The organism is Erysipelothrix anatis, assembly GCF_009828745.1.
Taxonomy (GTDB): domain Bacteria; phylum Bacillota_I; class Bacilli_A; order Erysipelotrichales; family Erysipelotrichaceae; genus Erysipelothrix; species Erysipelothrix anatis.
This window is the reverse complement of the sequence record NZ_WTSX01000008.1, coordinates 76,916-97,604: the sequence shown is the minus strand read 5'-3', so window position 1 is coordinate 97,604 and position 20,689 is coordinate 76,916. Positions and strand designations below refer to the sequence as shown.

Below are 20,689 nucleotides of genomic sequence, written 5' to 3'. Positions count from 1 at the left end.
GACAGGGTTATTTTTATGCTTAGTTTTAGTACAGGGATAGTTATGTTACAATATCTCTAGAACAGAGGTAGTTATGCGATATGTAGGCAAAAATTTGTTGCAATTTGTAACAAACTTTACAGTAATCGATTTAGAAACAACAGGTCGAAGTAATAAATTTCATGACATTACAGAGATTAGCGCAATTCGTTATCGAAATGGTGTTGTTGTGGATTCTTTTTCTACACTTGTTAAGGCAAGAAATAGTATCCTTCCTTTTGTGGTATCCTTAACGGGCATAACAGACGAGATGCTTGAGGACGCACCTTATATCGAAGAAGTGATAGAGGAAGTGGTTGCATTTATTGGTGATGATATTATTCTTGGTCATAATGTCCAATTTGATTACTTTTTGATTTATGACGCTTACAGTGTTTGTATGGATGGGATCATGCGTAATGACTATATTGATACACTCCGTATCTCGAGATTGTTAAATAAAGATATTAAAAACCACAAATTAGAAACTTTATGTGAGTATTTTGGCGTTGAACGAAAGATCGGTCATCGTGGATTTGATGACAGCCTTCAAACAGCGCAGGTTTTCCTTAAAATGAGAGAAAAATACTTAACGTTGCGTGAGCAAAAGCGTGAAAGAGAGGGTTATTATGAACGTATATGATTGGGATAAAACGATTTATGATGGAGATAGTTCAATTGACTTCTACAAGTTTAACTTGAGGAAAGATAAGAAGCTATCTAAGTTATGGTTGAAACAAACGAAAGCAGCTGCTGATTATAAACGCGGTAAAATCAGTAAAACTGAAATGAAAACTGTATTCTATGAGTATTTTAAAGAGATTGAGGATATTGATTTACGTGTTTTAGAGTTTTGGGCAGAGCATAAGCACAAAATTAAACAATGGTACTTTGATCAACGTCGTGAGGATGATTTGATTATCTCTGCTTCTCCTGAGTTTCTTTTGGAACCGATTGTTGTTGAAGAATTGGGATTAAGTTTAATTGCAAGTCGGGTGGATAAACGTACTGGTGCTCATGATGGTGAAAACTGTTATGCTGCTGAAAAAGTCCGTCGTATGCGAGAGTTGTATGATTTATCTGAAATGGAGTCATTTTATTCTGATTCTTATTCAGATGACCCATTAGCTCAGTATGCGAAAGAAAGCTATTTTGTTGTCGGAAATGATTTAAAACCATGGTAACAGTTTGAACTGTTACTTTTTTTTTAGGATTTCTATCATAGCTATCATATTTGATAGAGGTGATGTGATGAGAATGTGCTGGAAGTGTTTGGAGGATAACGAAAACTTGATTTCGGAGTCTTTTTGTAAGAGATGTTGCTTTATGCAATATTTTAATCTTGAAGATGAATCGAGTTTACCACATAAAAATGCAATAGAAAAGCGATCTTTAAAGCTTACAAATATACAGCAACGTGCGAGTAATCAGATTATCGATCGTATCTTGAAACAGTCAATCTTCGTTGATGCAGTTTGTGGAGCGGGTAAAACAGAAATCTGTATTCCTGTTTTACGATATCTCCTTGAAAAGGGATTAAATGTTGGGTGGGCAATTCCGAGACGAGAAGTCGTTATTGAACTAGCAGAACGAATTCAGTCGTATTTGGAAGACTATCATGTTACTGCAGTATTTGGTGGATGTGTTGATAAATTGGCGGGTGATTTGATTATTTGCACAACGCATCAACTTTTTCGTTATCCTCAGTATTTTGATGTCCTGATACTCGATGAGCCGGATGCATTTCCGTTTGTGAATGACGCCCTTCTTGTGCGTTTTGCAAAACTAGCTTGTCGAGGGACGTTTTTATATCTATCTGCCACATATGATATTGATCATGTACATCGTATTGTTGTTCCATTACGACCCAGCGGTAAACTTCTACCAGTTCCTACTGTCAAATGTCGATATTTTCCATTTATTACATTGCTTCAAGATCTTATAAATTTGAAAGGGGAAATGGTACTTATATTCGTTCCAACTATGAAAATAGGAAGGGGTATATCGCGACTCTTGCGGTGTGCGTTGATAACCTCGGAATGCGTTGACAAGGAAAGTATTTTATCAACATTCCGGGAAAAGCGAAATTGGATTGTTTGTACAACAATATTGGAGCGGGGGGTTACCTTCGAAAATTGTTATGTTTGTGTTTATGAAGCACATCACAGGGTTTTTAGTGAATCGTCACTTGTTCAAATTGCAGGGCGGGTAATGAGAGGAATGAAACCATTAAAAGGTACTGTTGTTTTCTACTGTCGCGAGTATTCAACTTCGTTACTATCGTGTGTCGATCGAATCAAAATTGCGAACGATGCTGCGCGGGGTGTTTTAAATCAGTCGATGCAGGAAAAGGCATAATTGACTATTTTTTTGATAATCCGCATTTGTGTGGATTGTGCCAGTTATCAACAAACGTATTGAAATTAAAAATTGGAGAATTTGAGGTGCTCAGTTTCTACAAATACGAAACTACGGTTCGGGTCTTGCTGTTGCGATATAAAGATGGCCGTGATCGTTCATTAGCGAAACCTATCATGTGGCGAGTTAAGAAAAAATTAAAGAAATACACACGTGATAAAATGGTTGTAGTTGTTCCGTCGCGTCGAGATTCTCAAATATCACGAAGTTTTCATCATGTCGAGTATCTTCTTGATTGTGCTGGAATTGTCTCGCACTCTATTTTTGAAAACAAAGCATTGCATGACCAAACTAACGTATCAGACCGAACCGACATTGCTAATAATATTATCCTAGTTGCGTACACAAAAATAAAAAACAAAGATGTAGTAGTTGTTGACGATATTATTAGTTCAGGATCGAGTTTAGAGGCTTGTATGAGACTTGTTAAGCCTTATGTTAAAAGTGTTAAGGGCATTTCAATTTCATATTCTAAGCGTTTCGAAAAATAAAAGTAAGCGATTTCACTTGTCTTTTAAGTGGCTCTGACGTATAATCAAACATGTCAGATGTAGAAAGGTATAGGATTTGAAATGCAAGGAAAAGTAAAAAAGTTCAATAAGAACAAAGGATTCGGATTTATCACAACAACAGAAGATAGTGATGTATTCTTTCACTATTCGCACCTTGTGATGGAGGGGTTCAAGACTATCGAAGAAGGAACTGATGTCGAGTTCGAATTAATGGATACCGAGCGAGGCTTACAGGCACATAACATCGTTAGAATCTAAAGAAAAGTTGGCATCTGCCAACTTTTTTAATGATTTCATATCAATAATGATTATGATACAATAAAAAATGAATGGAGGCATGAAATATGGCTGGATTTTTTAATAATTTATTTAGCGGAGACCGCAAAATTCTTAATGAAGTAGAAAAGACTGCTCATGCTATTGATGCGCTGAAAGATGAGATTCGCGCACTCTCAGACGAAGAGCTAAAAAACAAAACAGAAATCTTTAAACAACGCCTCAACAATGGTGAAACATTGGATGACTTATTGGTTGAATCCTTTGCAGTTGCACGTGAAGCCGCATACCGTGTAATTGGAGAATTTCCATATATTGTTCAATTAATGGGTGGAATCATTTTACATCGTGGCGATATCGCTGAAATGCGTACCGGTGAAGGGAAAACATTAACAGCAATATTACCAACATACTTAAACGCATTAGATGGCAAAGGGGTTCATGTCATTACAGTTAATGAATACCTTGCGTCCCGTGATGCGGAGTGGATGGGTGAGATTCACCGCTTCTTAGGACTGACTGTAGGTACAAACTTACGTCAATTATCTGCATCACAAAAACGTGAAGTATATGAAATGGATATTACGTATACGACGAACTCTGAAGTAGGATTTGATTATTTACGTGATAACATGGTCACTCGTATCGAGGATCGCGTATTACGTCCACTTAATTTTGCGTTAATCGATGAGGTTGACTCGATTCTTATTGATGAATCACGTACACCTTTAATTATTTCAGGTGGTGCTCGTGAAGGTGCTCGTTTGTATGAACAAGCAGATAAATTTGCTAAGAAACTTTCACAAGGTGCCGATTATGTAGTCGATGTTAAATCAAAAACTGTACAACTTACTGAGTCAGGTGTTGAAAAAGCAGAAAATACATTTAAAGTAAATAACCTTTATGATTTAGACAACACAGCATTACTTCACCATATCAACAATGCTTTGAAGGCAAACTACACAATGTTGAAAGATATTGAGTATGTTGTTCAGGACAACCAAATCGTAATCGTTGACCAATTTACAGGTCGTTTGATGGAGGGTCGTGAGTATTCGGATGGTTTACATCAAGCACTAAGTGCAAAAGAAAATGTCGCTATCAAGCAAGAAAGTGTCACACTTGCTACGATTACATACCAAAACTTCTTCCGTCTTTACAACAAATTATCTGGGATGACTGGTACAGCTAAAACTGAAGAAGAAGAATTCTTAGAAATCTATAATATGCGTGTCTTAGTCATTCCAACGAATCGACCAGTAGTACGTATGGATAAAGAAGACTTAATTTTTGGAACAAAGAAAGCTAAATTTGAAGCACTTATTCAACAAGTTAAAGAAATTCATGAGACAGGGCAACCTGTACTTGTGGGTACTGTTGCAGTTGAAACATCAGAGTATCTAAGTATGATGATGACACAACGCAAAATCAAACATGAAATTTTGAATGCTAAGAACCATGCTCGTGAAGCGCAAATTATTGAACGCGCAGGACGTAAAGGTTCAGTAACAATCGCTACCAACATGGCTGGTCGTGGAACTGATATCAAACTAGATGACGAATCACGTGCACTCGGTGGACTAGCGGTTATTGGTAGTGAACGTCACGAATCACGTCGTATTGATAACCAGCTACGTGGTCGTTCTGGACGTCAAGGAGATCCTGGAATGTCTCGTTTCTTCGTATCATTTGAAGACGATCTTATGATTCGTTATGGAAGTGAACGTTGGGAATCGGTCACATCGCGTCTTGGTGATGTTGCGGTTGAAAATAAAACTCTAACAAAACAAATTAGTGCAGCACAAAAGCGTGTTGAAGGAATAAACTTTGACATTCGTAAAACATTGCTTGATTACGATGATGTTTTACGTCAACAACGCGAAATTATGTATGAACAACGTAATTACATTCTTGAAAATGATGACGTTCATAGTATCATTTTAGAAATGTTCGAACGTGTTATCTCAAATACAATTGGCTCATTTAGAAATATGGAAAGTAAAGATCAGTCAGTCGATATCAATGGTTTAGTCGAAGCGCTTGAAAAACTGGGCCTTATTACTGATGCCGTTAACGAAGCATCTTTAAGTGCCATGAATGTGAATGAACTTCAAGCATTTATTGTTGGTGATGCATGGGGTCGCTACGAAGCAAAAATTGCGGAAGTATCTGACCAATTTACACGTGTCGAAAAAGATATGGCACTTCGTATGATTGACCGTTCTTGGATTGATCATATTGATGCAATGAGCAAGTTACGCGAAGGAATTCATTTACGTTCCTATGCTCAAGAAAAACCACTACAAGCATATGTAAACGAAGGTTTTGAAATGTTTGACGAGATGCTAGGTGCAATCGCTCAGGACATTGTAATGTTCTGCATCAATGTAAAAATTGAATACAGACAGTAGATTTAAAGAATAGATAAGGGTGATGAATTTTGGAATTATTTGAAATAGCTCAAATTTTGGAAGAATCATTAGATTCATTGAAAGCGCTCGGTGATTCACTTTGACTTGGCTCAAAAACAAAGCAAAGTCGAAGCATTAGAAGCAGAGATGGTGGTTGAAGGGTTTTGGGATGATCATAAAAGAAGTGCCCAACATATTCAGACACTAAACCAAATTAAAAAAATAGTTGAAACATATAATCAACTAATAAAAAGAATTGATGATGGCCTTGATACATTAGCATTGCTCAAGGAAGAATTCGATGAAGAGTTCAAAGTAATGCTTGAACTAGAAGTTAAAGATATTGAGAAGGAATTAGATTCGTTCTCAATAATGATTTTACTGAGCCATGATTATGATCAAAAAAATGCAATTGTAGAGATACATCCGGGTGCTGGTGGTACTGAAAGCCAGGACTTTGCGGAGATGTTGTATCGTATGTATACACGCTGGGCCCAAGACAAAAAATACAAAGTCTCGGTTCTTAACTATTTGGATGGTGATGAGGCAGGTCTAAAAGCAGTTTCTTTCTTAGTCAGTGGACCATTAGCTTATGGTTATTTAAAAGCTGAAAAAGGGGTACATCGTCTTGTACGAATAAGCCCGTTTGATTCATCGGGTAGACGCCATACATCGTTTGCATCGGTTGATGTCGCGCCAGAATTTGACAATAGTATAGAAATTGTCATCAATCCGGAAGACATTGACGTCGATACAATGCGCGCATCTGGAGCGGGTGGGCAGCACGTTAATAAAACCGATTCTGCAGTGCGTATTACGCATAAAGAATCGGGAATTGTCGTGACTTGTCAAACCGGTAGAAGTCAATTGCAAAACCGAGAAGAAGCGCTTATGATGCTTAAAAGTAAACTATACCAACGTGAAATTGAGCAACAACAAGCAAATCTAGCGGCAATTAAAGGGGAGCAAAAACTTATTGAGTGGGGATCACAGATTCGTTCATATGTTATGCACCCATATTCAATGGTAAAAGATCATCGTACAAAGCAGGAAACAAGTCAAGTTGACGATGTTTTAGACGGTGAAATTGATGACTTTATCGAAGCATTCTTGAAAATGAACGTAGGTGTATAGATGAAACAATACCAAGACAAAATAACAAATGCGCTCTTATTGGTGCTCGGAAATTTTGTGCTTGCGTGTGGTGTTACATTCTTTATTCTACCAAACAATATTTTATCGGGCGGTGTGGCAGGAGTTGCCGTCGCCCTTTATCCTATTCTAAGGGTGGAGCCAAGAATTATGATGAACATCATAATCGGGCTCGCTTTCTTAATGGGTCTAGTATTCTTGGGGAAAAAGTTTGCATTAAAAACACTAGCAAGTAGCATATTATATCCGCTTTTCGTTAATTTACTGAGTTTAATCCCGTTCAATGCAACACTTGATCCTCTAATCGCATCACTGTTCGGCGGTATTTTTATGGGGATTGGTCTCGGATTAACGTTTAAAACAGGTGCAAGTACAGGAGGGATGGACATACCACCTCTCATTTTATCGCGTTATACCGGAGTCCGTGTGTCGGTCTATATTTTTGCAGTAGATGCAGCAACGGTACTCTTGGGATTCCACAGCTACACATTGAATCAGGTTCTTATGGGATTCATATCCATTTATGCATCAACTAAAGCTATCGATAAAATATCTCTCATTGGTGGTATTGATGCGCGACAAGTTACGATTATTTCAGATGAGTATGAGTCGATTTTGGACTATCTTCATAACAATATTGATCGTGGTTCAACAATCATTACAGCACGTGGTGGTTATACACAAGATCGCAAAGAAATTGTCATGACCGTGATAAGTAAAAAACAATATAATGACCTTGAAAAGGCGGTTCTTTCGATAGACTCGGAAGCCTTCTTAGTTGTATCAAATGCAACGGAAGTCCATGGCAAGGGCTTCAGGACGGTCTAGTTTCACGCAAACTTCAAAAGGCGTATGCTATAATTTAAAATGAATAAAGGAGTGAGAGATAGATGCTAGTTCTAAAAGACGTATCAAAAAAATATAAAAATGGTGTCAATGCACTATATGACATCAATCTATCTGTAGACCAAGGTGAATTTGTCTACATAATTGGTCCTACTGGTAGTGGGAAATCCACACTAATTAAGCTCCTAGATGGTGAAGAAATTCCAACTTCAGGAAGTGTTAATGTAGGAGACTATAACGTTGGAAAGTTACGACATTCCAAAGTTCCTATTTATCGACGAAGAATTGGTGTCGTATTTCAAGATTTCAAACTCTTAGAACGTAAAACTGTTTTTGAGAATATTGCGTTTGCCCTCGAGGTAGTGAATACACCAAACGCCAAGATTCGATCACGTGTTCGTGAAGTCTTAAGATTGGTTGATCTGAGTGAAAAAGCGAATGCATTCCCTCAAGAGTTAAGTGGTGGACAACAACAAAGAGTTGCTATCGCAAGGGCAATTGCTAATAAACCTCAATTGCTTATTGCTGATGAACCAACAGGTAACTTAGACCCTGAAAAATCAAATGAGATTATTATGTTGTTAGAGCGTATAAATCGAGAAGAAGAAACAACTGTACTTATGGTTACGCATGATGTAGATATTGTAAATAATAACAAAAAACGTACGATTGCCTTAGATGCTGGACATATTGTTGCAGATTTAACATCTGGAGGATACATCAGTCATGAATAGAGTATTAAGACATATTAAAGAAGGATTCTTGGGAATGGTGCGTAACTTTGCGCTGTCATTGTCAAGTATTTCATCTGTTACTGTGACGCTATTAATTATGGCGCTTTTCTTATTGTTAAGTGCAAACCTAGGTGTAATCACGAAACAAATTGAAGAGAGTGTTCAAATCGCTGTTCACGTTAATAATAACTATGAGAGTCAAGAAAACATCGACCGAATCTCTAAAGCGATTGAGGTTATCCCCAATGTAAAATCTGTAGGTTTTTCATCGAAGGAAGAAGAGTTAGAGATGTTTATTAAAAACTCAGGTGAAGACGCAGAGTTACTCTTTGGATCATTCAGGGGTGAATCTAACCCAATGCCGCTTACATTTTTAGTTCAAGCTGAAAAGGGCGAGTATTTGAAACAAATTACCCAGGAAATACTAAAAATCGAAGGTATTGATGATGCGATTTATGGTGGCGATGCGACATCTACCTTTGTGCACGGTTTGGAACAAGTTCGTAATATTGGATTTGCAATTGTCATCGCATTGGGTGTAGTTGCAGTATTCTTAATTTCAAATACGATTCGTGTATCGATTCATTCACGTCGTCGTGAAATCGGTATTATGCGTACCGTAGGTGCTACTAACTGGTACATCAGATGGCCATTCATTATTGAAGGAATGTTGATTGGTTTGATTGGCTCATTTGTTCCAATTCTTATCACAATCTTCGGGTATCAATATTTATTTGAATCAGTCGGTGGATTCTTATTTTCGAAAATGTTTGTATTGGTATCACCAACACCGATGGTATACCAAATATCTATTGTATTGGCACTAATTGGTTCAACTGTTGGAGCAATTGGTAGTGTCTTTTCTGTCGGGAAGTTCTTAAGGTGGACGCGATGAAAAAAATATTTCGAAACACAATTCAAGTAGTGATAGTATTATCAATGATGATCTTAGTGTCAACATCTGTTTATGCTACGTCTGATGATGAATATGAAAATAACCTCACTTACTATCAAGAGCTGTGTCGCGGAATAGAAAGTGAAAGTGTTAAAGCAACTTGTGATGGTTACCGCTCATTTCTTGAACGTCGTGCTGGAAACAAAGAAGCAGAACGTGCTGAAATTGCAAACCGTCGTGAAAAAATAGATACAGATTTAAAGAGTAATTTATCGATTCTTGGTGAGTACGAAGGAAAGATAAAGGATCTTGAAACGCAAATTAAATCACTAGAGGCTCAAATTGTACAAAATGAGGCTCAAATTGCACTAATAGAAATTCAAATAGCGCAACGATTAGAAGACATTAAAGGTTTAGAGGAAGACATTAAAGCATACATGGTCAAGAGTCAATCAACCATGCGTGTAAATGGATACATCGAGTTCTTAATGGGAGCAACTGATTTCTCCGATATCATTCGACGCGTTGAGGGCTTGAATGCAATTAAAAGATCAAATGAGAAGATGATCGATGCTTTCAAAGAACAACAATTGAAACTGCAAGAAGATCGTGCATTAATCGAAAATGAGAAATTTGCGATTGAATTGAATAAAAAGGCAATTGAATCTGAACGTGAACTCGCAAAAGCATATGAAGCGGAAATTCAGTATGTCTATGCGAAATTATCTGAACAAAAAGACATTTTGGATGTAGCAGATGCCCAAGTTCAAAATGAAATTACAATAAGTAACGATCTAGCAAGTCAAATTGGTGATCTTGTCTTGGTTCCCAAACCAGAGCCTGAAAAACCAGATCCGGAGAAACCGGTTGATCCTGGAAACCCAGATCCTGAAAACCCTGACCCAGAGAACCCAGGTCCTGGAGAAGGATCTACTGATATATATCATCCTGTTCCGGGTACATCATTGACGGCTACTGTGTGGCAGTATCCGTGGGGTGGATGGCATCTCGGTAATGATTTAGGTGCAGATATAGGAACTCCATTAAGAGCAATTGGTAATGGTGTCATTGTGGTTGCGCAAGGTGGTTGTGGAAATAATGCTGACGGCTGTAACGGTGGACTCGGAAATCATATTTCAATGATTTTCCAAGATGGTGATCGTTCGTACGGCGCATTGTTCATGCACTTATCAAGCACCGCAGTGGGACAACTTGCTGTTGTTCCTGCTGGAACTGTGATTGGTTACACTGGAAACTCAGGAACATCGACAGGGCCACACGTCCATATTGAAATTTTCGATTTGGGGCCTGGTACTGTCGTTGATGGATTAAATCTATGGAATAATGGTCATCGAACTGCTCAATTTGGACTTGGTGGATCAAGTGGTGGAAATTCATCACTATGTGATTATCGTGGAAGTTATCCATGCCGAACAAATCCAGGTCGCTATGTATACAGCACATAATCAATAGATGAGGTGAACATGAAACGAATTTTAAAAAATACAATTATTATCTCAATTATTTTGATGATGCTACTTGGCGTACTTGCCCCGATATTCGCTAGTAATCGTGATGATTTCGAATCTAATCCAGGGAAGTATGACCAACTTTGTAGCTCATATTCCGAGTCGTCAGCGCAAGTTTGTCGTGAATACCGCGCTTACTTGTTAGAGCGTGCTCAAAACAATCAAGCAGCAAAAAATGAAATCTCAAATAAACTTAAAGATATTGAGACGAATTTGATGGAAAATCTTGGACTTATTCAAGAGTTTGAAAATCAAATTACTGCATTAGATGCGAATATAAAAACACTAGAACTTGAAATTGCGCAAAAGGAACAACATATTCAAGAACTTCAAGTTGAAATCCAAACTCGTGAAACTGAAATTGCAAAACTTGAGGAAGAAATTAAAACGTATATGGTTCAGAGTCAAATGAACATGCGTGTCAACGGATATATAGAATTCCTTATGGGCGCAACTGATTTCTCCGATATTATGCGTCGTGTTGTTGGAATGAACAGTATTCGTCGATATAATGAATCTCTGATTGATAACTTCAAGTCTCAAAAACAAGCGCTCGAAGAAACAAAAGCGGCGGTCGCAACTGAAATTGAGAATATCGAACTTAATAAAAGTTTAGTCGTTGTCGACAAAGAAAATATTGTATATCTTCAAGCCGGTGTACAAAAAATTTATGATGAATTAGTCATTCAAAAAGTTAACTTTGAAATGCAAGAAGCACAAGTTCAAGCAGCAATCGAACTTGACCAAGCAACTGCTGATGCAATCAATGCAATCCCTCCAACGAATGGCTTATCAAGTCCTGTACCAACTGGAAGAAAGACCGAATCAGTATGGGGATATAGCTGGGGTGGAACGCACCTTGGGGTAGACTTATCTGCTGGTTATTTTGAACCAATCTATGCTGTTGGTAATGGCGTAGTTGTGGTAACTCAAGGTGGATGTGATACGTATTCAAGTTTTGGTTGCAATAGTGGCCTTGGAAATCATCTCTCAATGATTTTCGAATCAAATGGCAAAGTCTATGGTGCGTTGATCATGCATATGGCAAATGGATCATTTAAAGTTGGTCCAGGTAGCGTTGTGAACCAAGGTCAACAAGTAGGCGGTGTCGGAAACTCAGGAAATTCTATCGGGTCACACGCCCATATCGAAATATTTGATTTAGGAGTCGGTTCGGTTTCAGAAGGGGTATCAATGTGGAATAGCACATGGCGTACTGCTCAATTTGGTTTGGGTGGTTCTGACCGTGGTCAAAGCAGTCGTTGTGAATATAAAGGATCAACACCGTGCCGTATTGACCCAGAAGTATTCTTAGGTGTTTAAAAAAAAGGTGTATCAATGAACAGTTTAGTTCAGAGATACACCTTTTACTATGGCGTCAACAATTGCTTCTGATGTTGCTTCAAATTGAATTGCTTCAAGATGTGATGGGTACATAAATGTGTTGGCCACGGATGTTTTTAAGAATTCATGAATTCCGTCATAATAACCATCAATGTTTGCAAAACCAACAGGTTTGTTGAAATATTCAATTTGATTTAATGTTATTACCTCAAAGATTTCATCCATTGTGCCGCAGCCTCCAGGAAATGCGACGAATGCGTCAGACATCTCATTCATCATCGTTTTACGAACACTCATGTCGTCAACAATTACAAGTTCTGTAAGTCCAGGATGCGCAATTTCTTTATCAACTAAAATCTTGGGCATGACCCCAATGACTTTACCATCCAAAGCGATCATCTCATCGGCGATGATCCCCATAATGCCTGAACGGGCCCCACCATACACCATCGTTATATCTTTAGATACCAATGTCTTTGCTAAAATCTTTGCTTCTTTCACAATGTTGTGGTTACTCGTATCGCGCGAACCACAGAAAACAGCTAACTTCATATAAACCCTCCGCTTTTAAGGTCATTATACCATGTGTGAATAAGCATGGTTGATAAAATAGACAATGGAGGATTTAAAATGAAAACAACAATCGTATATACACATCCATGGGATGGAAGTTTTAATCATCACGTTTTAGAAGTGACGAAAGCGCAATTGCTGTCGAAAGGTCACGAAGTGGATGTCATCGATCTCCATCAAGACGGGTTTGATCCAGCATTTCATGCTGAAGATTTGAAATTGTTTGGCAAAGGTGAGTACAATGATCCAAAAGCTGAAGATTACATGAAGCGCTTAAAAGCCAGTGATGAAGTCATCTTTGTATTTCCTGTTTGGTGGTATGGCGCACCGGCTATGCTCAAAGGTTTCTTTGACAAGGTATTCTTAAAAGGACATACTTACGACATGGATGAAAATCATAATTTAGTTGGAAAATTAGATATCAATAAAGCTGCAGTTTTTACAACTGGAAACATAAGTAAAGAAATTTTTGAACATATTGGCGATCCAATCAACAAAACAATGATCGAAGCGTTGTTTGGAACCGTGGGTATTAAGAATGTCACGTGGCTACATTGCAAGACAGTGCACATGGAAGAAACACGAAACCAGTTCCTGTTAGAAATTGAACAATACTTGAAATAAATCCCTTAACTGGGATTTTTATTATATGCTGTGATAAACTTAGTACATTGAGGTGGAATCGTGGATAAAGAAGAAAATAACAAACATCAAATTCGTCTAGAGCGTCATAAATGGCCTGACGAAATTAACCGAGAAAAAAAGAAAAAGAAAGTTATCATTGCGACTGCATCAGCGGTAGTTATTGCGTTCTTGCTAGGATGGCAAGGAAATAGGCTTCTTAATAGTATTATAGGTAACGGCAAGAACTCAGAAGCACTTGCTCTTTTTGAGCGTGTATATTCTGATGTTCGTTCAAGTTGGTTTTTTGTGAATGATATGGAAGATCCGGATAAGACGTTGGTTGAAAATGCCATTAAAGGCATGTTGCAGCGTAATGGTGACCAGCATACTGTGTATATGACGGATGAAGAAACAAAAAAATTGAATGATTCGATTAATATGTCTTTCGTTGGTATCGGGGTTACATATATGGAGGCGTCCGATACAAATATGGTAACAAACGTTATCAAAGGATCACCAGCTGAAGCGGGTGGAATCTTGGCGGGTGATGTTATTTCTAAAGTTGATGGTGTTTCTACTTTTTCAAGTGATATCCCAATAAAAGAAATGATTCAAGGGGAAGCTGGACAGCCAATTGAGATGGAAGTCTTAAGAACGGGCAAACCAGTTACTTTGGAGGTCATTCGTGGTCGTGTTGAGGCGTTAGCATTCGGCGAAGTTTTAGAACCAGGTGTTGGCTACATCGAAATGAAATCATTTGGTCGTGGTCTTGCCGATGTAACGGAGTCTATTTTAAAAGATTTTAAAGCCAAGGGTGTCAAGAATTTAGTTATCGATTTACGTGATAACGGTGGCGGATATTTAGATGCGATTCAGGATGTTGCGCGCCTATTCCTTGATGAAGGGGCAATCGTTTATCAAGAACATTTTACGAATGGTAAAACAGAAACTTATACGGTTAAAAATTCAGTCGCATCAAACTATAAGTTTGACGATATTACAATTTTGATTAATGAGGGGACTGCAAGTGCTTCAGAGGTCCTTACATTAGCCTTGACCGAAAATCTTGGAGCTAAAACAGTTGGTATGAAGAGTTATGGAAAAGGGACAGTCCAAACGCAACGAATCTATGGCGACAGTTCTAACTTGAAAATTACAATTGCGGAATGGCGCAGTCCCAGTGATATTAGTATCAATAATGTTGGTATTTTACCAGATCACGAAGTTAAGTTACCTGATGTATTCTACGCATCATATCCACTCATTGGGACTTCAGAATTTGCATATGATACAGTCAGTATCGCTGCATCCTATGCCCAACATGCACTCACTTATCTTGGATATCACAATGGTCGAACGGATGGTTACTATGATAGTGCCACACGTGACGCAATTTTAGCGTATGCAAATGCGGAAACAATAAATACTGATGGAACAATAAATCAAGCACTTCTACAACGGATGTATAGTTCTGTCTTATACAATTGGAATGGAAATCGTGCAGTTGATGACATTCAACTCATTAAAGCATTGGAGGTTGCGAAACATGGATCATAAATTTAAACTAGAATCTCGTTTTGAACCAAAAGGTGACCAAGTTAAAGCAATTAAGGAACTAACAGAAGGTATTCTTGCTGGTAAGAAGGATCAAGTACTGTTGGGAGCAACGGGTACTGGTAAAACGTTTACGATTTCACAGGTCATTCAGAAATTGAACCGTCCTACGCTTGTATTTGTTCATAATAAGACACTTGCGGGTCAGTTGTATTCTGAGTTTAAAGAGTTTTTCCCACATAATCGTGTTGAGTATTTTGTTTCGAACTTTGACTATTATCAACCAGAAGCATATTTACCTGGATCGGATACGTATATTGAGAAGAGTTCGATGATAAACCAAGAACTCGATATGCTGCGTCATGCAGCTCAAAACTCTGTCTTACAACGTCGCGATACAATCATTGTTGCTTCGGTTGCGAGTATTTATGCTACCGCTGATCCTGAGTACTATAAGGCAATGCTTTATGTAATGCGAGTTGGCCAGGAGATTTCGCGTGAAACACTATTGATGGACCTTGTTAAGCGACAATATGTTCGGAATGATATTGAACAATCACGGGGAACGTTTCGAGTTCGTGGTGATGTCGTAGAGATTGTGCGTGGGGATACGGATGATATCGTTGTTCGTGTCGAATTCTTTGGTGATGAAATTGATCGTATCGTTGAAGTGGATCGTATTACTGGTAATGTAAAGCAAGGATATAAGATTTATGATATATTTCCTGCAAACGAATATGCTCGCGATATGGATCAAATTAAAATTGCTGCAGATGCAATTGAAGAAGAGTTAAAAGAACGTCTGGAGTATTTTGAAAAGGAAAATAAACTTGTTGAGTATCAACGACTTGAGCAACGGACAAAGTATGATTTAGAGAATCTTCGTGAGTTTGGGATAACTTCGGGTATCGAAAACTACTCAATGCATATTGATGGGCGACCACCAGAGCAAAGACCGTACACGTTGTTTGATTATTTCCCAGATGATTATTTGTTTGTAGTGGATGAGTCGCACGTTTCCCTTCCACAGATTCGTGGGATGTATAATGGTGACCAATCAAGGAAACGAACATTGGTTGAATTTGGGTTCCGCTTGCCGAGCGCATTGAATAATAGACCGATGACTTTTGAAGAGTTTGAAACCGTCCAAAATCAAACAATTTATGTCTCTGCAACACCGGGTGACTATGAGATGGAAAAGGTTAATCATGAAATTGTCGAGCAAATTATTCGACCAACAGGATTGTTGGATCCGACTCTAGAAATTAAACCAAGTCGCGGTCAAGTTGATGATATTGTTGATCAAATTTTAGTGCGACGCGAGCGTAATGAACGTGTGTTGATTACGACACTTACTGTAAAAATGGCGGAAGATTTAACCAGTTACTTATTAGAAACTGGCATTAAAGTCGCATACATTCATCACGAGACTAAAACGTTAGAACGTATTGAAATCCTTCGTGATTTACGTTTGGGCAAATATGATGTCCTCGTTGGAATTAACTTACTTCGTGAAGGGCTTGACCTCCCTGAGGTAAGTTTAATCACAATTTTAGATGCAGATAAAGAAGGTTTCTTACGTTCATATCGATCGCTTGTCCAAATTGTAGGACGTGCAGCGCGTAATGCGAATGGTCATGTTATTATGTATGCTGATAAAATTACTGACTCAATGCAACGTACAATTGATGAGACGCAACGCCGTCGTGATATTCAAATTGCGTATAATGAGGAACACGGTATTACACCAACTACTATCATTAAACCAGTTCGTGATATTATTGCTGGAAAAGAAACTGCTGCTCTAACTGCCAAAGTCAGAAGTGGAAAACGTGATAAGAAAGCAATTGTTGAATTGATTGAACGTCTTGAGAAAGAAATGCGTGAAGCGGCAGCTATTCTCGATTTCGAGCGTGCAGCACAGCTTCGTGATGTTATCATGGAAATGAAATCAGAAAATCTATAGCAACCTTCGGGTTGCTTTTTTTGAGTGAAACATTCTTGAAACATGTAGTATTTATTGCAATTCGTTTTGCGAGCAACATGAATTGACCGTATAATGAAACAAATGGGAATGGAGAATCACTATGCACCAAAATGAACAATTGATGGATATCGTTAAAGATATTGCTGCACAAAGCCCGTACATCTATGTTGTAGCAATGAATGGCTCTCGCGTGAATACGAATGTAGGCGCTGATGCGTGGCAGGATTATGATGTGGTTTATATTGTTGAGGATGTTTCAATCTTTGTGAAAGATCGCAGTTGGTTGGATTTTTTTCCAAAACGTTTAATTATGCAAGTGCCAACGGACATGGGAAGTAATCAACCATGGCCTACTTTTTTGATGCAGTTTGAAAATGGTGATCGTGTTGATTTAATGTTCGTCCCAGTTACAGATTTAGCGACGTATTTGCAATCAGATTCGCTTGTGAAAATAATCATGGATAAAGAGGGTATGTTGGAGGGATATGACTTGCAGGAACCCGATGATTCTAAATACTGGATTCAAAAAGCAACACACTCAGACTATCAAGACAGTGTTAATGAATTCATGTGGCTCTCTCTCTATGTAACTAAAGGGTTGAAGCGGAAGGAACTTTTGTACGCCATTGATCACCTGTCAATCATGCGCGACGAGTTATTGAAGATGATGACATGGATGGTAGGCAATAAAACAAATCATAAAATCAGTCTTGGTAAGAATCATCGTTTGTTGAAAGTATTCATCGAAGAAGATATGTGGGCACGATTTATGACGACCTATAATTTATCAGATGCAGAATTGATTTGGGATGCGTTAGAAACGCTATTGTCACTCTATGAAATTGTTGCAGACCGCGTAGCGGATAACCAACATTTTACATACGATCGTGGCCAATATCACGCGATTCGAAATACAATTCTTGCGTTGCGCAAGGACACAAATCTCTACTCAATCCATGATATAATAAGAGATGCAAGTTTGGAGGTATTATGAACAACGATAAAATTGTAATTAAAGGTGCAAAAGAAAATAATTTAAAAAATGTAAGCTTGGAAATTCCACGTAATAAATTGGTAATCATGACAGGTCTATCCGGTTCCGGAAAGACCTCACTTGCTTTTGATACGATTTATGCCGAAGGGCAACGTCGCTATGTTGAATCACTTAGCTCATACGCACGTCAATTCCTGGGGAATATGGAAAAGCCTGATGTTGAGCTCATTGAAGGATTGTCGCCAGCAATTGCGATTGATCAAAAAACGACGAGTAATAACCCACGTTCAACAGTCGGAACTGTAACTGAAATCTATGACTACTTACGTCTTATGTATGCTCGTGTTGGTGTTCCATACTGCCCAATCCATGGGATTGAAATTACCTCGCAAACAATCAAACAAATGGTTGATCGCATTATGGATTTTGAAGATCAAGCACGCCTCGAAATCCTAGCACCAATTGTTAAGGATCAAAAGGGAGAGCATAAAGAGCTTCTTGAATCCATGCGCAAAGAGGGATTTGTCCGTGCATACATTAATGGTGAAATGGTTCAACTTGATGAACCTTATACAGTTGAAAAGAATAAGAAAAATTCAATCTCAATTGTTGTCGATCGTATTATTAAAAAAGAAGACAGTCGCTTCCGCTTGAGTGACTCGCTCGAAACAGCAATAAAAATTAGCGATGGAATCGTAAATGTTAAAGTCGGATCGGAAATTCATGTTTTTTCTAGTAAATTTGCATGTCCAGTCTGTGGCTTCAGTGTACCGTCGATTGAACCGCGCCTTTTCTCGTTTAACTCTCCGATGGGAGCGTGTCATACATGTAACGGATTAGGTATTACTCAATCTGTTGATGTTGATTATCTCATTCCTGATCCTACGTTAACGATTATGGAAGGTGGCATCCGCTACTACAAAAATATTGTTGGTAGTCAAAATATAGAGTGGCAAACATTCGAACAATTGATGAAATTTGCGAAGGTCAATGCGGACACACCAATCAATAAAATTCCGAAAGCAAAACTCGATATTTTACTGTATGGATCACAAGTTCCGGTGAAGTACATCATTGAATCCCGTTCGGGGAATGTGTTCCATAGAACAGAAGTAATTGAAGGTGTTGTGAATCTCATTGAACGTCGTTTCCAGGAAACAACCTCAACATCATCTCGTGAGTGGTATGGTTCATTCCATAGTGAATCAACATGTACAACGTGCCATGGTTCTCGTTTGAATGAAAGTGCACTGAGTGTCAAAGTTGATAACACAAATATTAGTGAATTTACCCATCAGTCCATTCGTGATGCACTTCATTTTATGGAGCATTTGGAACTTGAGCCGATGAAGGCAGAAATTGCAGAACTTGTAATTCAAGAAATCGTAGGGCGTTTGTCATTCCTAAAGGATGTTGGATTGGATTACTTAACATTAGACCGAATTGCAGGTAGCCTTTCAGGAGGTGAATCGCAGCGTATTCGACTTGCAACGCAAATTGGATCACGCCTTACAGGTGTTCTTTATGTTCTGGATGAGCCATCGATTGGACTTCATCAACGCGATAATGCCCGACTCATCGAAACCTTGAAAAATATGCGTGATCTAGGGAATACACTTTTAGTTGTTGAGCATGATGAAGAAACAATGGAAGAAAGTGACTGGATTGTTGATATTGGACCTGGTGCAGGAGCACTCGGTGGCGAAGTTATTGCGAATGGACCATTGTCAGAAATCATTGATAATGAAGCATCATTAACTGCTGCATATCTAAGTGGTCGTCGTAAAATCCCAACTCCGACGAAGCGTCGTAAAGGAAATAAACTTGCGATTGAAATTGTTGGAGCAAGTGAAAATAACTTAAAGAATCTAACGATAAAATTCCCGCTAGGTACACTCACAAGTGTGACTGGGGTCAGTGGAAGTGGTAAATCATCGCTAGTTAATGAAGTATTAAGCAAAGCAGTCTACCAATCATTAGGTCGTCAACGTATCAAACCCGGAAAACATAAACGTATTAAAGGACTTGAAAACATTGATAAGCTAATTACGATTGATCAAAACCCAATTGGTCGAACACCACGTTCGAATCCAGCAACGTATACAGGTGTCTTTGATGATATTCGTGATCTCTTTGCGAAGACTCAAGAAGCGAAGATGCGTGGTTATGATAAAGGCCGTTTCTCATTTAACGTAGCAGGGGGTCGTTGTGAAGTTTGTAAAGGTGATGGTGTCAAACGTATCTCTATGCACTTCCTACCAGATGTTTATGTTAAATGTACAGAATGTGATGGACGCCGTTATAACGAAGAAACTCTGCAAGTTCGATACAAAGATAAAACTATCTATGATGTCTTAGAAATGAGCATCGATGAAGGCGTTGTTTTCTTCGATGCAATTTCTAAAATTCGTAAAGGATTGCAAACGTTGAGTGATGTAGGGCTTGGCTATATTAAGTTAGGGCAATCAGCAACAACACTATCAGGTGGAGAAGCACAACGTGTAAAACTTGCAAGTGAGCTCCAACGTCCATCAACAGGAAAAACAATGTTTGTTCTTGATGAGCCAACAACAGGATTGCACAGTTATGATGTAGAAAAACTGATTGGTGTACTCCAACATATCGTTGATAATGGTGACACAGTCGTCGTTATTGAGCACAACCTTGATGTAATTAAGAATGCAGACTACGTTATTGATTTAGGACCTGAAGGTGGTGACGGCGGTGGAACACTTGTTGCCAAAGGAACACCAGAAGCTATTATTAAAGTGGCCGAAAGTCATACAGGACAGTATTTGAAAAAAGTATTAGATAAGGGGTAG

At 38.4% G+C, this 20,689-nt stretch carries 18 protein-coding genes; 17 read left to right on the top strand and 1 reads right to left on the bottom strand.

The genetic code is table 11. The features are described from left to right. The first annotated feature begins 73 nt into the window (after positions 1-73). From GVV19_RS07300 to GVV19_RS07245, 12 genes are all read left to right on the top strand, one after another. Positions 74-661 (top strand): 3'-5' exonuclease, encoded by a 588-nt coding sequence (locus GVV19_RS07300; RefSeq protein ID WP_159639527.1) that lies wholly within the window; start codon positions 74-76, stop codon positions 659-661. Next, positions 648-1,202, top strand: a complete 555-nt coding sequence (locus GVV19_RS07295; protein ID WP_159646709.1) for a haloacid dehalogenase-like hydrolase — start codon at positions 648-650, stop codon at positions 1,200-1,202. The genes GVV19_RS07300 and GVV19_RS07295 overlap by 14 nt, the downstream gene beginning before the upstream one ends. 142 nt (positions 1,203-1,344) lie before the next feature. Beyond that, positions 1,345-2,376 (top strand): helicase-related protein, encoded by a 1,032-nt coding sequence (locus tag GVV19_RS07290; RefSeq protein ID WP_159646707.1) that lies wholly within the window; start codon positions 1,345-1,347, stop codon positions 2,374-2,376. Positions 2,377-2,462: 86 nt separating this feature from the next. Continuing rightward, positions 2,463-2,927 carry a ComF family protein gene (locus tag GVV19_RS07285; protein ID WP_159646705.1) on the top strand — a complete coding sequence of 155 codons (465 nt, stop codon included), beginning with the start codon at positions 2,463-2,465 and terminating at the stop codon, positions 2,925-2,927. 81 nt (positions 2,928-3,008) lie between these two features. Beyond that, a complete protein-coding gene (locus GVV19_RS07280; RefSeq protein WP_159637761.1) occupies positions 3,009-3,206 on the top strand; it encodes a cold-shock protein in 198 nt (65 codons plus the stop codon). A gap of 86 nt (positions 3,207-3,292) precedes the next feature. Then, on the top strand, positions 3,293-5,635 hold the full coding sequence (gene secA, locus GVV19_RS07275; RefSeq protein WP_159639523.1) for a preprotein translocase subunit SecA: 2,343 nt from the start codon (positions 3,293-3,295) through the stop codon (positions 5,633-5,635). Between the two features lie 29 nt (positions 5,636-5,664). Next, a protein-coding gene (prfB, locus tag GVV19_RS07270; RefSeq protein WP_201288200.1) for a peptide chain release factor 2 occupies positions 5,665-6,769 on the top strand; the annotation gives its coding sequence in 2 pieces (ribosomal slippage) (positions 5,665-5,736 and positions 5,738-6,769; 1,104 coding nt in all). Then, complete coding sequence (locus GVV19_RS07265) at positions 6,770-7,615, top strand: YitT family protein (RefSeq protein ID WP_159646703.1); 846 nt, start codon at positions 6,770-6,772, stop codon at positions 7,613-7,615. Positions 7,616-7,677: 62 nt separating this feature from the next. Continuing rightward, entirely contained in the window at positions 7,678-8,367 is a 690-nt protein-coding gene (gene ftsE / locus GVV19_RS07260; protein WP_159639521.1) for a cell division ATP-binding protein FtsE, read from the top strand. Beyond that, on the top strand, positions 8,360-9,262 hold the full coding sequence (gene ftsX, locus GVV19_RS07255) for a permease-like cell division protein FtsX (RefSeq protein ID WP_159639520.1): 903 nt from the start codon (positions 8,360-8,362) through the stop codon (positions 9,260-9,262). The genes ftsE and ftsX overlap by 8 nt, the downstream gene beginning before the upstream one ends. Continuing rightward, complete coding sequence (locus tag GVV19_RS10855) at positions 9,259-10,728, top strand: murein hydrolase activator EnvC family protein (protein ID WP_159646700.1); 1,470 nt, start codon at positions 9,259-9,261, stop codon at positions 10,726-10,728. The genes ftsX and GVV19_RS10855 overlap by 4 nt, the downstream gene beginning before the upstream one ends. An 18-nt stretch (positions 10,729-10,746) precedes the next feature. After that, a complete protein-coding gene (locus tag GVV19_RS07245; RefSeq protein ID WP_159646698.1) occupies positions 10,747-12,114 on the top strand; it encodes a murein hydrolase activator EnvC family protein in 1,368 nt (455 codons plus the stop codon). A 24-nt stretch (positions 12,115-12,138) separates the two neighbouring features. Here GVV19_RS07245 and GVV19_RS07240 read toward each other — a convergent pair whose 3' ends face one another. Continuing rightward, complete coding sequence (locus GVV19_RS07240) at positions 12,139-12,687, bottom strand: LOG family protein (RefSeq protein ID WP_159637747.1); 549 nt, start codon at positions 12,685-12,687, stop codon at positions 12,139-12,141. Between the two features lie 78 nt (positions 12,688-12,765). On the opposite strand from GVV19_RS07240, the gene GVV19_RS07235 reads away from it, so the two are divergent. The 5 genes from GVV19_RS07235 to uvrA all read left to right on the top strand — a co-directional run bounded on the left by GVV19_RS07235 (position 12,766) and on the right by uvrA (position 20,689). Continuing rightward, complete coding sequence (locus GVV19_RS07235) at positions 12,766-13,332, top strand: NAD(P)H-dependent oxidoreductase (RefSeq protein ID WP_159646696.1); 567 nt, start codon at positions 12,766-12,768, stop codon at positions 13,330-13,332. A gap of 60 nt (positions 13,333-13,392) precedes the next feature. After that, entirely contained in the window at positions 13,393-14,889 is a 1,497-nt protein-coding gene (locus GVV19_RS07230; protein WP_159646693.1) for a S41 family peptidase, read from the top strand. Then, a complete protein-coding gene (uvrB, locus tag GVV19_RS07225; protein WP_159639516.1) occupies positions 14,879-16,852 on the top strand; it encodes an excinuclease ABC subunit UvrB in 1,974 nt (657 codons plus the stop codon). The genes GVV19_RS07230 and uvrB overlap by 11 nt, the downstream gene beginning before the upstream one ends. Positions 16,853-16,973: 121 nt before the next feature. Beyond that, positions 16,974-17,867: an aminoglycoside 6-adenylyltransferase gene (locus tag GVV19_RS07220; RefSeq protein WP_159646691.1), complete on the top strand. Its 894-nt coding sequence runs from the start codon at positions 16,974-16,976 to the stop codon at positions 17,865-17,867. Beyond that, positions 17,864-20,689, top strand: coding sequence for an excinuclease ABC subunit UvrA (gene uvrA / locus GVV19_RS07215; protein WP_159637736.1), 2,826 nt, complete (start codon positions 17,864-17,866; stop codon positions 20,687-20,689). The genes GVV19_RS07220 and uvrA overlap by 4 nt, the downstream gene beginning before the upstream one ends.

Bases quoted from the DNA above. Each gene is read 5' to 3' on its own strand.
- GVV19_RS07235 (WP_159646696.1), top strand. From the start codon at position 12,766: ATGAAAACAACAATCGTATATACACATCCATGGGATGGAAGTTTTAAT.
- GVV19_RS07245 (WP_159646698.1), top strand. From the start codon at position 10,747: ATGAAACGAATTTTAAAAAATACAATTATTATCTCAATTATTTTGATG.
- GVV19_RS07295 (WP_159646709.1), top strand. From the start codon at position 648: ATGAACGTATATGATTGGGATAAAACGATTTATGATGGAGATAGTTCA.
- uvrA (WP_159637736.1), top strand. From the start codon at position 17,864: ATGAACAACGATAAAATTGTAATTAAAGGTGCAAAAGAAAATAATTTA.
- GVV19_RS07220 (WP_159646691.1), top strand. From the start codon at position 16,974: ATGCACCAAAATGAACAATTGATGGATATCGTTAAAGATATTGCTGCA.
- secA (WP_159639523.1), top strand. From the start codon at position 3,293: ATGGCTGGATTTTTTAATAATTTATTTAGCGGAGACCGCAAAATTCTT.
- GVV19_RS07300 (WP_159639527.1), top strand. From the start codon at position 74: ATGCGATATGTAGGCAAAAATTTGTTGCAATTTGTAACAAACTTTACA.
- GVV19_RS10855 (WP_159646700.1), top strand. From the start codon at position 9,259: ATGAAAAAAATATTTCGAAACACAATTCAAGTAGTGATAGTATTATCA.
- ftsE (WP_159639521.1), top strand. From the start codon at position 7,678: ATGCTAGTTCTAAAAGACGTATCAAAAAAATATAAAAATGGTGTCAAT.
- ftsX (WP_159639520.1), top strand. From the start codon at position 8,360: ATGAATAGAGTATTAAGACATATTAAAGAAGGATTCTTGGGAATGGTG.
- GVV19_RS07240 (WP_159637747.1), bottom strand. From the start codon at position 12,687: ATGAAGTTAGCTGTTTTCTGTGGTTCGCGCGATACGAGTAACCACAAC.
- uvrB (WP_159639516.1), top strand. From the start codon at position 14,879: ATGGATCATAAATTTAAACTAGAATCTCGTTTTGAACCAAAAGGTGAC.
- GVV19_RS07290 (WP_159646707.1), top strand. From the start codon at position 1,345: ATGCAATATTTTAATCTTGAAGATGAATCGAGTTTACCACATAAAAAT.
- GVV19_RS07265 (WP_159646703.1), top strand. From the start codon at position 6,770: ATGAAACAATACCAAGACAAAATAACAAATGCGCTCTTATTGGTGCTC.
- GVV19_RS07280 (WP_159637761.1), top strand. From the start codon at position 3,009: ATGCAAGGAAAAGTAAAAAAGTTCAATAAGAACAAAGGATTCGGATTT.